General features: G+C 43.6%; 16 protein-coding genes. 12 read left to right on the top strand and 4 right to left on the bottom strand.

Translation table 11 applies throughout. From position 1 onward, the window contains the following. The first annotated feature begins 33 nt into the window (after positions 1-33). From H8S40_RS14910 to H8S40_RS16600, 9 genes are all read left to right on the top strand, one after another. Complete coding sequence (locus tag H8S40_RS14910) at positions 34-459, top strand: RNA polymerase sigma factor (RefSeq protein WP_000323895.1); 426 nt, start codon at positions 34-36, stop codon at positions 457-459. A gap of 83 nt (positions 460-542) precedes the next feature. After that, positions 543-713: a hypothetical protein gene (locus tag H8S40_RS16590; protein ID WP_000331638.1), complete on the top strand. Its 171-nt coding sequence runs from the start codon at positions 543-545 to the stop codon at positions 711-713. 458 nt (positions 714-1,171) lie between these two features. Beyond that, a complete protein-coding gene (locus tag H8S40_RS14920; RefSeq protein ID WP_001170964.1) occupies positions 1,172-2,197 on the top strand; it encodes an AAA family ATPase in 1,026 nt (341 codons plus the stop codon). A 524-nt stretch (positions 2,198-2,721) separates the two neighbouring features. Further along, complete coding sequence (mobV, locus tag H8S40_RS14925; protein ID WP_001820668.1) at positions 2,722-3,687, top strand: MobV family relaxase; 966 nt, start codon at positions 2,722-2,724, stop codon at positions 3,685-3,687. An 8-nt stretch (positions 3,688-3,695) separates the two neighbouring features. Further along, positions 3,696-4,550 carry a ParB/RepB/Spo0J family partition protein gene (locus tag H8S40_RS14930; RefSeq protein WP_000743700.1) on the top strand — a complete coding sequence of 285 codons (855 nt, stop codon included), beginning with the start codon at positions 3,696-3,698 and terminating at the stop codon, positions 4,548-4,550. A 45-nt stretch (positions 4,551-4,595) separates the two neighbouring features. After that, a complete protein-coding gene (locus tag H8S40_RS14935) occupies positions 4,596-4,826 on the top strand; it encodes a YdbC family protein (RefSeq protein WP_001206986.1) in 231 nt (76 codons plus the stop codon). Between the two features lie 71 nt (positions 4,827-4,897). Further along, the gene (locus H8S40_RS14940) at positions 4,898-5,089 is read left to right on the top strand and encodes a hypothetical protein (protein WP_001820669.1); all 192 of its coding nucleotides are present in this window, start codon (positions 4,898-4,900) and stop codon (positions 5,087-5,089) included. A 54-nt stretch (positions 5,090-5,143) separates the two neighbouring features. Next, entirely contained in the window at positions 5,144-5,896 is a 753-nt protein-coding gene (locus H8S40_RS16595; RefSeq protein ID WP_436286254.1) for a recombinase family protein, read from the top strand. Next, the gene (locus H8S40_RS16600; RefSeq protein ID WP_436286255.1) at positions 5,893-6,999 is read left to right on the top strand and encodes a DUF4368 domain-containing protein; all 1,107 of its coding nucleotides are present in this window, start codon (positions 5,893-5,895) and stop codon (positions 6,997-6,999) included. Before H8S40_RS16595 ends, H8S40_RS16600 begins: the two co-directional genes overlap by 4 nt. Here the strand turns inward: H8S40_RS16600 and H8S40_RS14950 are convergent. Together H8S40_RS14950 and H8S40_RS14955 are read right to left on the bottom strand one after the other, a co-directional pair. Further along, the gene (locus tag H8S40_RS14950) at positions 6,922-7,527 is read right to left on the bottom strand and encodes an FMN-binding protein (RefSeq protein ID WP_186865529.1); all 606 of its coding nucleotides are present in this window, start codon (positions 7,525-7,527) and stop codon (positions 6,922-6,924) included. The genes H8S40_RS16600 and H8S40_RS14950 overlap by 78 nt on opposite strands. 23 nt (positions 7,528-7,550) lie before the next feature. Next, a complete protein-coding gene (locus H8S40_RS14955) occupies positions 7,551-8,624 on the bottom strand; it encodes an FAD:protein FMN transferase (protein WP_186865530.1) in 1,074 nt (357 codons plus the stop codon). A 184-nt stretch (positions 8,625-8,808) separates the two neighbouring features. Between H8S40_RS14955 and H8S40_RS14960 the strand changes: the two genes are divergently transcribed. The 3 genes from H8S40_RS14960 (at position 8,809) to H8S40_RS14970 (ending at position 12,144) form a co-directional block, all read left to right on the top strand. Next, the gene (locus H8S40_RS14960; protein ID WP_117992213.1) at positions 8,809-9,492 is read left to right on the top strand and encodes a helix-turn-helix domain-containing protein; all 684 of its coding nucleotides are present in this window, start codon (positions 8,809-8,811) and stop codon (positions 9,490-9,492) included. Positions 9,493-9,524: 32 nt separating this feature from the next. Beyond that, entirely contained in the window at positions 9,525-10,454 is a 930-nt protein-coding gene (locus tag H8S40_RS14965; RefSeq protein WP_186864265.1) for an IS3 family transposase, read from the top strand. A gap of 238 nt (positions 10,455-10,692) precedes the next feature. Continuing rightward, complete coding sequence (locus H8S40_RS14970; protein WP_118725032.1) at positions 10,693-12,144, top strand: sodium:solute symporter family protein; 1,452 nt, start codon at positions 10,693-10,695, stop codon at positions 12,142-12,144. Positions 12,145-12,293: 149 nt separating this feature from the next. On the opposite strand, the gene H8S40_RS14975 is transcribed toward H8S40_RS14970, so the two are convergent. Both H8S40_RS14975 and H8S40_RS14980 read right to left on the bottom strand, forming a co-directional pair. Then, positions 12,294-12,953 (bottom strand): HAD-IA family hydrolase, encoded by a 660-nt coding sequence (locus H8S40_RS14975; RefSeq protein WP_186865531.1) that lies wholly within the window; start codon positions 12,951-12,953, stop codon positions 12,294-12,296. Continuing rightward, on the bottom strand, positions 12,954-13,826 hold the full coding sequence (locus H8S40_RS14980) for an NAD(P)/FAD-dependent oxidoreductase (protein ID WP_186865532.1): 873 nt from the start codon (positions 13,824-13,826) through the stop codon (positions 12,954-12,956). Between the last annotated feature and the right edge of the window lie 132 nt (positions 13,827-13,958).

Here is a 13,958-nt window from a genome sequence, read left to right on the forward strand (position 1 = left end):
CCTCTCAATCAATTCTGATTGGAGGAAGTAAGAATGGCATACAACCACGGACGGGAGGACAGGAAATGGCGTATCTGGAAAGAAGCGGAGGAAAAGCTGCTGCGTGAGTGCGGCGTTGATGAAGCGACCATTGAGCAGATACGCATGGCGGACAGGGCAGACTTCAATTCCAACAGGCGGTTTTACCGATGGACGAATGACGTTGCGGAATATCTTGAGGACATGGCAGGCAGGGAGCGGCAGGCGGAAGTGGGTACGGTTGCGGAGTTACTGGAAGAGATTGAGAGCGAAAATCTCTATCAAGTATTAGTCACGGTGGACGGGCGTACCTTGAAAATCGTCCTGCTGAAAATGCAGGGGTATTCCACAAAGGAGATTGCCCCGCTTGTGCATTTGACGACTGGTGCCATCTATGCGAGGTTAGACCATCTGCGGAAGAAGCTGCGGAAAATTTTATAGCTTCTAAAACAGCCTGCCATCCTGCGGGCTACTGGGTGAGGGATGGAAATCCCCTCACTCATTTTTTGCAGGAGGACAACAGGATGGCATACAGGGTTAAGGCATACACGCTTCGGGAGGAATCCACGGAAAGCGGCACAAGGTATTTTATCAGCTTTAAGGACGGGCAGGGCAAATCCCACGAGTTGGAAGTGTCGGAACAGTTCTTTATGGAGTTTCGGCAGATGGAGCGCAGGAACAGGAATCTTTTCTAATGGGACGAGCGGCACAGGGAGTTTAACGAGGTATGGGACGAAACCCTTTACAGACGGGCGTTGCGTGTGCCTAAGAGCCTTGATGAACGCATGGTTGAGGAAGAACGGAATGAAACGCTCTATAAGGCGGTTGGGAGCCTTCCAGAGATACAAAGGCGGCGTTTCCTGCTCTACTACGAGTATGAGTTCAATTTTTACCAAATCGCCGCTATGGAGCATTGCACCGCTTCGGCAATACAGAAATCTGTTGCGATTGCAAAGGAGAAAGTAAAGGCGGAAATTGAAGAAATATCTCCAACCGTGACCGACACCGCCCGAAAAAGAAATCTGTTTTTTATTTGTGTGGGATTGGCGGCATTACATACTCTCACTTTTTTCCGTGGGAGTAAATCTATTTTTAAGGAGGTCAACGCCTATGTGCAACGAAAACAAAGACACCGCCCGAAAGGAGGAAAGCCATGCAGAAGTTACAGACAGTCAACGCCGAAACGCTCCTTTATGAACCGCTTGAGAAACCATCCTTTGTGGTGGACAGCCTTATCCCGACAGGCTTATCGCTGTTCTGCGGCTCACAGAAGATAGGCAAAAGCTGGCTCATGCTGAAGCTATGCTTATGCGTGTCGCAGGGAATCCCTTTATGGGATATGCCGACAATGGAGGGCGATGTGCTTTACCTCTGCCTTGAGGACACGTTCTGCCGCATACAGGACAGGTTATTTCGTTTGACGGACGAAGCAAGCGGGCGGCTCCACTTTGCCGTGGCAAGCTGCAAGCTGTCAGACGGTCTTATCGTGCAGCTTGAAGATTATCTGAAAGATTACCCAGACAGCAGGCTCATTGTCATTGATACCTTGCAGAAAGTCCGTACAGCTTCAAAAGACAATGCCTATGCAAGCGACTATGGGGACATCTCCCTCATCAAAGACTTTGCCGACAGGCACTCTCTGGCGGTCATTGTCGTACACCACATCCGAAAGCAGAATGACAGCGACGTGTTCAACAAGGTGTCTGGGACGACAGGATTAACGGGGAGTGCGGACGCTACCTTTGTTCTGGAAAAGGAGAAACGTGCGTCTGACACCGCCAAGCTGTATGTGACGGGCAGGGACACGCCTTATCAGGAATACACGCTGCGTTTCCGTGATTGCCGTTGGGAGCTTGTGGAGCGGAAAACGCAGGAGCAGCTTGCGAAAGAAACGATACCAGATGTCCTTTTTCGGTTGGTGGATTTTATGAGGGATAAGGAAGAATGGATAGGCACGGCAACGGAACTGTTAGCCGCTATGGGGGAAACGGAAACCATACCCACGGTGATTACGAAATGGCTGAATGAATACCGCACCACATTTTTAAGCGAGAACCGTATCTGCTACCAGTACAGCCGCAGGAAAGACGGCAGGCGGATTGCCCTTGCAAGGAGGGCGGGTGACAGCGGTGATGGTGGTGACAGCGATATTAGGATACCCCCCTGTTACTGTCATTGACGCTTAAAGCCATGTAAAGCTGGCGGCTCTGCCCTGCGGGTGACAGCAGTGACGGTGGTGACAGTGATTTTAGGATACCCTGCCGCTGTCATCCCTACGGGAGAACACCCCGTAAACGCAAAATGCAGGCGTGAGATTTACTCGCCCTTTTCGGTCGTGTAAAACCACCCCTGCGGTCAGAAAAATCATTCCGATTTTTCCGACTGCGTTTACAGGGTGTAACACACTACACTTTGCCCTGCAAAGTCGTGTGCCAGACGTTCCCTCTGGACTCCCTTAAGGCGGGGCTGTGCCCTGCTATCCTACGCCTTACGGCTTCGGATAAAAGAATGGCGGCATGACGGTGACGGCTCTTGCGAGGGGGGTATCCCAAAAACACCGTCATCATCGACATGACCGTCATGCAGGGGGTGAGGGTGACAGTTGCGGCAGTCGGCAGGGGGTATCCCAAAACTGCTGTCACCACCGTCACCGCTGTCACCCCAAAGGACGGTCACCCGCCGAAAGAAAGGAGGAATCCGCCTATGCCTTATGCAATCCTGCGTTTCCAGAAACGAAAAGCGGGCGGCGTTGCGGCTTGTGAACGCCACAACGAGCGGAAGAAAGAAGCCTACAAAAGCAACCCAGATATAGATATGGAACGCTCTAAAAACAATTACCATCTCATAGCACCACCAAAGTACACCTACAAGAAAGAGATTAACCGCATGGTAGCCGAAGCGGGGTGCAGGACAAGGAAAGACAGCGTGATGATGGTGGAAACGCTCATCACAGCTTCACCAGAATTTATGAACCAGTTACCGCCCGAAGAACAAAAAGCGTATTTCCAGACGGCTCTTGACTTCATTTCGGAGCGTGTTGGAAAGCAGAATATCCTCTCCGCTGTCGTCCATATGGACGAGAGAACGCCCCATATGCACCTCTGCTTTGTGCCGATTACGCCAGACAATAAGCTGTCAGCGAAAGCTATCTTAGGCAACCAGAAATCATTATCCGAGTGGCAGACCGCCTACCATGAGCGGATGTCCTCACGGTGGAATCAGCTTGAACGGGGGCAGTCCTCAATGGAAACCAAGCGGAAACACGTCCCCACATGGCTCTATAAATTAGGCGGCAGGCTTGATAAACAGTATGAAGAAATCGTGTCTGCCCTATCCGACATCAACGCCTTTAACGCAGGGAAGAAAAGGGATAAAGCGTTAGATTTACTCTCTGCATGGCTGCCAGACGTGGAGAAATTCTCTAAGGAAATCGGGAAACAGCAGGCGTATATCGACAGTTTGAAAGAGAGAATTGGGCAGGAATCAGACTATGCGGGGCGTATGCGTGATGAAAAGTACGAGCAGGAACTAAAGGTGCAGAAAGCGAATCAGAAGATATTTGAATTGCAGAGAACCAACGAGCAGATGGGGCGGCTGCTGTCAAAAATACCGCCCGAAGTGTTGGAAGAATTGCAGAAAAATCATAGAAGCAGAGCGAAAGAAAGGTAGATATGTGAATGAAGAAACAGGATTTTAAGGTGTTAAAGACCAAAGACTTGTACCCGTTCCCCGACAATCCGTTTCATGTGGCAGAAGATGAAACACTGTCAGAGTTAGCGGAAAGCATCAAGGAATTTGGCATTGTCACGCCGATAATCACACGCCCGAAAGAGGACGGGGACGGTTATGAAGTGATTGCAGGACAGCGGCGTGTCCGTGCTTCTGAACTTGCAGGGATAAATACCGTGCCTGCGTTTGTCCTGCCCTTAGACCGTGACCGAGCCATCATCACCCTTGTAGACAGCAATTTGCAGCGTGAGAATATCCTGCCATCGGAGCGGGCGTTTGCTTACAAGATGAAATCCGAAGCCATGAAGCGGCAGGGTTTCCGCACAGACTTAACCTCGTCACAAGTTGTGACGAAGTTGCGGACGGACGACAAGGTGGCACAGGGCTTCGGCGTGGGCAGGATGACCGTGCAGCGTTTTATCCGCCTGACGGAACTGATACCGCCGATTTTGCAGATGGTGGACGAGGGGAAAATCGCCCTCACGCCTGCGGTGGAACTGTCCTTCTTGAAGAAAGACGAGCAGGAAAACCTCTTTGCCACGATGGAGAGCGAAGAAGCAACGCCCTCACTCTCACAGGCACAGCGGATGAAACAGTTAAGCCAGAGCGGGCGGCTTGACATGGATACGATATTTGCGATTATGACGGAGGAAAAGGGCAACCAGAAAGAAACCTTGAAAATCAACACAAGCAAGCTGAAAAAATACTTTCCGAAGAACACAACGCCGAAGCAGATGGAGGAAACCATCATCAAACTTTTGGAGCGTGAGTTGCAGAGGAAACGCAACCGTGACAGCCGCTAATCTTCTTTTTTCGGGAAGTAAATACAGAGAGTTGAGGTATGGAGAATGAGAGAAATCCAGTATGAAATCGTAAAGGAAATCGCAGTATTGTCTACGGGCGACAGTGGCTACACAAAGGAAATCAATCTCATTTCATGGAATGGGAAAGAGCCGAAGTATGACATCCGCAGCTTTTCCCCGAACCGTGAAAAGTGCGGCAAGGGAATCACGCTGAACGCTGATGAAGCGGCGGCACTCCTTAAAGCATTACAGAAAGAATTAAACAGCGAGGATTAATGGTATCTGATTGGCAGGGCGGGGACATTTCCAAACTCTTCCCTGCCCTGTCTGGAAAGGAAGATTTAAGTATGGGCGAGGATAAGAAAGCAGATAAAAAGAGAAAGCGTATCGTGCCAAAAGCACCAGTGCAGATGATAATCAGCCGTGAATATGTCGGCACACAGACCGTTACAGAAGCGTTTGTCCCGATTATCTCCGAGGATATTCGGAAGAAGATTGCCGAGGGCGACACCTTCGACAATGAGGGGCTGTCCGCTTAGAATGTACGCAATGGGACATGAAAACAGATAGGACAGATACGGAGGTTTTACAGTATGGCAGGAATCAAAGAAGAAAAGAAAATCTATTTAGTCGGCATTTATTGCCGCTTATCTAAAGACGATGGTACGGATAACGAGAGTGCGAGCATTGCGACACAGAAATCCATCCTCACGGATTATGTGAAAAAGCAGGGATGGCACATAGCAAAAACGTATGTGGACGATGGTTATTCTGGTACAAATTTCCAAAGACCAAGTTTCCAGAATATGATAAAAGACATTGAAAGCGGTCTGATAAACTGCGTGATTACGAAAGATTTATCCCGTCTGGGGAGAAACTATCTTGATTGTGGGTTATATCTGGAAGTTTTCTTCCCAGAGCATAACGTGAGGTATATAGCGGTCAATGACGGCGTAGATACCTTGAATAAATCTGCTATGGACATCACGCCTTTCCGCAACATTTTAAACGAAATGTATGCCGCTGACATATCTGTTAAGATAAAATCGGCATATCGGGCGAGGTTTCAACAGGGGAAATTCATGGGAACTACCGCCCCTTATGGCTATATCAAAGACCCTGCCGACCACAACCATCTGCTGATAGATGATAAAGTGGCACATGTTGTAAAAGAGATATTCGACCTTGCATTAAAAGGGAATGGAGTTGCCAAAATTTGCAGACATCTTAATAAACAGCATATCCTACGCCCTGCCGCTTATGCGGCGGAGCGTGGCGAAACAGGCTTTGAACGTCATTTTGAGGGGAACGAGGACAAACGCTATATTTGGAGTGGAACAGCGTGAGGAGCATTTTAAGAAGCCCGATATATGCGGGAAATCTTGTAGGCTACAAACGGATTGCCGCCAATATGAAAAGCAAGAAACGCCCCTCTAAGCTGCCCGAAGAATGGGAAGTGATACCCAATACCCATGAGGGAATAGTCACGCAGGAGGAATTTGATATTGTCCAACAGCTTATTACAAGTCGTAGGCTTCCACAGAACAAGGGAGGATTTGTAAATATTTTTGCAGGCGTTATCAAGTGTGTGGACTGCGGATGTGCTCTGCGGGCAATGAACGTACACAGGAGGAAACGCCCAGAGATTATCGACTGTGTACAGTATTCATGTAATAATTATGCAAGAAACGGAAGAAGCGAGTGTAGTGCCCACAATATAGAAGCAAGGGATTTATTCAATGCCGTTCTTGCCGACATCAACTGTTTTGCGGATATGGCAGTGAATGATGAAAAGGCGGTCAGGGCCATAGAAAAGCGGCTCACGGAAACAGACCAGAGCAGGGCGAAAGCATTAGAGAAAGAACGTAAGAAGCTGAACAAACGCCTTGCGGAACTGGACAGGCTGTTTTCCTCTCTCTACGAGGATAAGGTCATGGAGCGTATTACCGAGCGGAATTTTGAGATGATGTCGGGGAAATACCAGAAAGAGCAGCTTGAAATTGAAGCAAGGCTGAAAGAGGTGACGGAAACTCTTAATGAAAGCTACGAGAAATCACGGGGAATCCGTGACTTCCTCGCCCTTATCCGAAATTATCAAGGCTTAAAAGAACTGGATGCAACAGTTATAAACGCACTCATAGACAAGATACTTGTTTCGGAGCGTGAGAAGATGGCAGACGGAACAGTGAAGCAGGAAATCAAGATTTACTATAAATTCATCGGCTTTGTCGATGAATTACATATCATACCTACAAAACGGTGGGCAGCAATGCCCGCTAAAAATTGTACGGTGTGCGGCGTTGAATATGTCCCGGGCTCTGGTGCATCAAGGTATTGTCCTGCTTGTGCCAAGAAGATACGGAGGGAGAAATCAAACGAGAGCAAACGCAGGAGCAGAGAACAGAAAAGGATAGCATGTATGAACTGTCCGCAAAAAATGACCGACTGAAGTTGAACTTCCAGCTGCGGCTGTTCCACCCGATTGCGACTGGCCTGTCTCACCGCTGTCCTTTTCCCCTGTCAGCGCATTTTTCACAGCACTGATAATTCCATTTGAACTATAGGTCGCTCCCGATACTGTATCCACATTTAATGTCTGTCCTTCTATAATTCGGTCAATCACTGCCTTCGCACGATTGAAAAATGCTGCGTCATCGGATGAACTTAAGATATCAATCGCCACAATCTGCTTATCCTTAATCTGAACGGACACAGTAATATCTCCGGCATATCCGGTACCGGTCCCTTTATAAACACCATCCGCAAGATCAAAAGAGCCTTTTGCTGTACTTTTCTTTTCCACCTTTTCCGATGAAGTTGTTTTTGATACTTTATCTTCCATCCTTTCCGTCTTTTGCGCTGCATAGACCGGTTCCTTATATCCACTTAAAGAACCGACTACACAGGCCGTAACCAATGCGACAGAAAGAATCGGGGCAAACGATTTTATTTTCTTTCCTTTATCGTTCATATCCATAACATTTTCCTCTTCTTTCGCTTTTATTTCTTGATGATTTCCATCTCCATTTCTGTCGAAAAATCATCCTGAATTCCTTCCGTCACATAAAGTTTTCCTTCATCTGTCAGCATGATTATGTCAAACTCATCACTATGCGCTCTCCAGAATTCGATTGCTTTGTCCTTTCCCATAATAAAGAGAGAAGTAGAAAGCCCATCTGCCAATGTTCCATCTTCACTTACAACAGTAACGGATGCCAGACCATTTTCTGCAGGATATCCAGTCTTCGGATCAATGATGTGATGATAAGTCTTTCCATCCTGTTCAAAATATCGTTCATATCCACCAGATGTAATTACAGCTTTATCCTCAACACTTAAGATGCCAAGATAATCCTCTGTATCATCCGGACTTTGTACCGCAACTCTCCACTTGCTGCCATCCGTCTTCGTTCCAAGTGCCTGCACATTTCCTCCAAGATTGACTAATCCTCTGGAAATATTATTTTCCTTGTAAATCTCCATGATTCTTGATGAAGTATACCCTTTTGCAATTCCTCCAAGATCAATTTTCATTCCTTCCTGGCCAAATGAAATCTTTCTGCTATCTTCGTCGTATATAATCTGTGATGCATCGGCAAGTTTTAAAAGAGATTCTAATGTATCCGCTGTCGGCACCTGATAATTCTGTGTTGGGAATCCCCATGCTTCCATGACCGGATAAATTGCAATGTCAAATGCTCCGTCTGTCTCCTTGTTTAGTTCTAATGCACGTTCTACCAAATACCCTGCATCTTCAGACAATGTCGCACTTTTATTTTGATTTAATTGTGCAATCTCACTCTCTTCATTTCCTGTCGAAAGCAGTTCATCCAATCTCTGGATTTCCGCTTCTGCCTCGTCAACCGCTTCCTGCGCCTTGGCACCATATGCAGTCACTGTCATATAAGTATCCATTGCAAATATATCTTTTGACGCTTCCTCATTGGATTCTGCTTTTTCTTCCGTCTGTGTGTTTTTTGTCTCTGTTGTCGTATCCTGCTTTATGTTATTACAACCTCCTAATAACAGTGATACACTAAGGCAAACGCATGCCATTACCGCTTTTAGTTTCATATATCTCCCTTTCGTTACTTTCGTCTAACTTTTTATACTATATTTTATTCTTTAATAGAATGTCAATTACAAATATGTTAATTGAGAAACGTTCTCATTAACAAGAGCCAATTGGGGACGGGGTGGTATGATTCCCCTTAAGTAGACAAGGTAAATAACCAAAATCTACTTAAGGGGGTTTTTTATGTCTAAATATTCAAAAGAAATAATTATAAAAGTATGTGAAGAATACTTATATGGAAACCTTTCAGAAATGGAATTATGTGATAAATATGGCATTCATTTCAAAAATGGCAATTCTATTATCACTGATTGGATTCCAAGATATCTTCAGGATGGAGTTGATGCATTTCTTCCTTCTAGTGGTAACAGAAATTATTTATCATCTGATAAGATTTCGGCGGTTGAAGATTATATTGCTGGAAAAGGTAGTTTAAGAACGATTGCTGCTCGATACGGAATTCCTTCAAAAGAAACACTTAGACGATGGGTTTTATTGTATAATGCTAATAGAAAACTTCGGGATTATAATCCTAAACGGGAGGTTTATATGGCAGAATCAAGAAAAAAAACAACCATTGAAGAACGTAAGAAAATCGTGGATTACTGTATTAATCACAACCACGATTATAAAGGAACAGCAAGTATTTATGGTGTTTCTTATAATCAGGTCTATTCTTGGGTAAGAAAGTATATTACACAAGGTGAAGAAGGATTAACTGATAGGCGAGGACAACATAAAACAGATGAAGAAGTAGATGAATTAGAACGCCTTCGTAGAGAAAATGCTCGCCTAAAAAGACAATTACAAGAAAAGGATATGTTGGCTGAATTATTAAAAAAAGTACAGGATTTCGAAAGGATGTGAGGCTTGGAAAACTCCGCTATGATTCAAAATTTATGGCAATAAAGTTTTTTTATGAAACAAAGAACTGGAGTATTAATTGGATGTGTAAGCAACTTGAAATATCAAGATCTGCCTACTATAAATGGTTGCATCGCGAGATTCCTGAACAAGAAGCAGAAAATATGAAATTGGCAGAACTTATAAAGGAGTATGACGAATGCTTTAATCATATCTTAGGATATAGAAGAATGACTTCATGGATTAACCATTTCAACCATACAAGCTATAATCCTAAACGAGTACATAGAATCATGAAAAAGTTAGGAATTCATTCTGCAATTAGAAGGAAAAAGAAGAACTATACTCCCTCGACACCAGAATCTGTTTCAGAAAATAAGTTAGGCAGAGATTTTTATGCGGATGCTCCTAATAAAAAGTGGACTACGGATGTGACTGAATTTAAAGTTCCAGGTACAAACAAAAAATTGTATTTGAGCGCAATACTTGATTTATATGACAGATATCCGGTTGCATATGTAATTGGCATACGAAATGACAGTAGGCTTGTGTTTAAAACCTTTGATAAAGCACTGGCTGCCAATCCTGAAGCAAGACCACTCTTTCATAGCGATAGAGGATTCCAATACACTAGTAAAATGTTTCAAAAAAAGCTCAACGAACATGAAATAGAACATTCTATGTCACGTGTTGGGCATTGTATAGATAATGGTCCAACGGAAGGGTTTTGGGGGATTATAAAAACGGAAATGTATCAAATGTACGAGATAACAGATGAGACATCATTAAGATTTGCAATATCAGATTACATTAAATTTTATAGTGAGAAACGACCTCAGGATAGGTATCATTGTAAAACCCCACTAGAAATAAGAACGGAAGCCCTTTCCACCGGACAACCAGTTGAATATTTAATTCCACGTAACAAACGAATTGAGAAATATAAAGAAAAATGGTGTGCATAGAAAAACGACCGCGCATTTCGTACGATCGTTCATCAGCACTTTATTTTAGTTATTTAACTTGTCTACTTGACAGGAATCAGATCAGGGTTTTCCGGCTTTTTTTGCAAAGCAAAAAAAGCCGAAAAACCCCGTCCCCAATTGGCCCTTTATATGTTATAATATAGAAAGACAAGGGTGTCAGGTTTCGTGGGAGTCTGATACCTATTTTGTTATAATGAGAAAAGAGGAGGGATTGCATATGCAGTCAAACATTATTGTAACCAGCGTTGTTGTTGTATACCTTCTGGTAATGTTGTTGATTGGTTATTTATCATCCAAGAAAATTGAATCCAACACAGACTTTGTTGTTGCCGGAAGACGTTTAGGACCATTTCTTATGGCCGGTACTCTCGCCGCAACAGAAATCGGAGGCGGAAGCTCTCTCGGTGTTGTTCAGCAGGGTATGGAAAGCCATGGCTTAAGTGCTGCATGGTACATCATCACTATGGGATTTGCCTTTGTTATTTTAACATTCCTGGCACCAAAATTCCGCGCTGCCATGGTTAAAACTGTTCCTGAGTATTTCCGTCGCCGTTATGGAAAGCCATCTGGAATCATTACTTCATTAATTATGTTTGTACCATTAATCGGACTGACAGCCGGACAGTTTATTGCTTCTTCTGTTATCTTATCTACAATGCTGAACATGAACTACAAGACAGCTGTTCTGATCGTAGGTATTGTTGTAACAATTTATGCCATCATGGGTGGTCTCTGGAGCGTAACTCTTACAGACTTCGTTCAGGTATTTCTGATCGTAGTTGGTATGATCATCGCATTGCCATTCGGCATGAATCTTGCCGGTGGCTGGAATAACGTTGTATCAAATGTTCCGGCTGAAACATTTGATATCTTTAAAGGATATAATGTAATGGACGTTATCAGCTTAACAATTATGTACGTTGCTACATTTACTGTTGGGCAGGAAGCTGTATCCAGATACTATGCCGCAAGAGATGGTAAAGCTGCAAGACAGGGTTCTATCCTTGCAGCGATCGTAAACTTTATTTACGCATTTGTTCCTACTCTTATGGGAATCATCGTTCTTGCTTTGATTAACATGGGTAAATTTAATGCTGCTGACTTCCAGGATGTCGGTGCTCGTTACGCACTTCCTGTATTAGCTATGGAAGCTATGCCAGCTCTTATCTGCGGTTTATTATTTGCAGGTATCATCTCTGCTACAATGTCAAGTGCTGACTCAGACCTTCTTGGTGCCGGTGCTATTTTTGCAAATGATATTTACAAAATTGTAATCAAACCTGAGGCTTCCGACAAAGAGGTTATGATTGTTACTCGTGTTACAATGGCAGCTGTTGGTGTTGCTGCTACATTGATCGCACTCTTTAATACATCAAGCATCGTATCTATCTTGATGTTTGCATTTACTCTACGTGCCGCTGGTGCTTTCTTCCCATATGTTCTCGGACATTATTGGAAGGGTGCTTCTCCGGCCGGTACTATCGCATCATTAATTGCAGGTACAATCGTAGTTGTTTACCTTGAGCATATTTCTGGTGGAAACTTGTTCGGTCTTCACTTCAACCAGCCAATCGTACCTGGCTTAGTTGCTGCATTGATCGCATTTTTAATTTTCTCACTGGTTATGCCACCAAAAGAGAAAACAACAGAACTTCCTGCAGAAGAATAATTATTAAATACATATTGGAGCCCCACGATCCATTCAAGTCGATTTTTCTTTAAACAAAAAAACATGGAGAGTTATCCACGATCAGTTGGATTCTCTCCATGTTTTTTCACATTTTATTTTGTTATCCACACATATTACTGTAAATATTTTTATTCCATTTCACAAAATGTTTCTTCCAAATCTTTCACTGTGTCAACAATATACGTTGCCCCTGCTTCTTCTAATTCTTCTCTCGAGCCAAAACCATATAAAACACCCATACTGTCAACACCCATCTTCTTTGCACCATTCACATCATACTTACGGTCTCCAACCATGAGCACCTGCGATTTATCTGTGATATTGCATTCTTCAAATGCATGCTCGATTACTGCCGCCTTGGAACCATTGCGTTCATCCATCCCTGCTCCTGCCACATAATCAAAATATTGTGTAAGATGAAAATAGTCCATTATTCTTCTTGCAAATAGTTCCGGTTTTGAAGTTGCAACAAGTACCTTTTTCCCTTTTTTCTTCAATACCTTCAGCACATCTTCAAAGCCTTCATAAACCTTGTTTTCAAAGATTCCTTTATCTTTATAATACACTCTGTACTGAGCTACCGCTTTTATTGCTTCATCCTCCGAAAATCCATACATTTCCTGCAGAGGTTCTACCAACGGAGGACCGATAAACTGACACAGTTTATCCATATCATTTTCCTCAATTTCATACTGCTTCAACATATATTTTACAGAATTGGTAATACCCTCTGACGAATCTGTTATCGTTCCATCCAGATCAAATAATATTACTTCATATGATTTCATCTATTCCACCTTTTTTTCTTTATTTTTTGCCAAATATTCAACCGCAGATAATGCTGCCACATTTCCCTGACCTGCCGCCTTAATATACTGATATGGCATTCCTGTTATATCTCCACACGCATAGCATCCGGAAATACTTGTTTCCATTTTCAAATTTACTTTCACATGTACCCCATCCAGTTCTACTCCGCCAAGCAGCTGCTCCGGTGAAATGCTTTCACGTAAAACGAAAATCCCGTCTACAATCCATTCTCCTTTATTTGTCTGCAAGCCCTCTACTAAATCTGTACCAAATATTTTCTTCGGCACTTCCCTGACAATTTCAATATTTTCAGAAAGCTGCGGTTCGTTCTTATACATTGGGAAATAATACAACTTATCCACAACTTCTGCAAGAAATTCTGCCTCCGCTTCTTCTCTCTTACTATAGCCGATTACTGCAACCTTTTTTCCTCTGTACAGCATTGCATCACACGTAGCACAATAACTCACGCCACGCCCCAGAAATTCTTTTTCTCCTTCCAACATCTTACCTGTCACAACACCTGTCGCCAGAATGACTGTATCTGCTTCATAGATTTCACCCGATGCCTGGATTCCAAAATAAGAACCCATGCTATAGATTGCATTTACTCTTGCATCAGTAACGGAAATATTCATTGCTTCTAAATGCCTTTGATAGGCTTTAACAAGCCCTTCTCCACTTATTTCCGGTAAGCCCAAATAATTCTGTATCAAATGTGCTTTCTGTACTTTTTCGCTCAGATTTGCCGGTCCCAACAGCAACACTTTTTTATTACGGACTGTGGCTGTAATTGCAGCAGATAATCCTGCCGGTCCGGTTCCGATAATTGCAATATCATATCTTTCCATTTTCTTATCTCCTCTCGTATAATTTTTTATTTATCGTTCCGATCAAATCATCTTGCAGTATTTTTTCATTATAACGAAAATGATGATGCCATACAAGGGAGATAGCATCATCATTTTTATATTCTCTTTTCA

Source organism: Ruminococcus hominis (assembly GCF_014287355.1).
Lineage (GTDB): Bacteria > Bacillota > Clostridia > Lachnospirales > Lachnospiraceae > Schaedlerella > Schaedlerella hominis.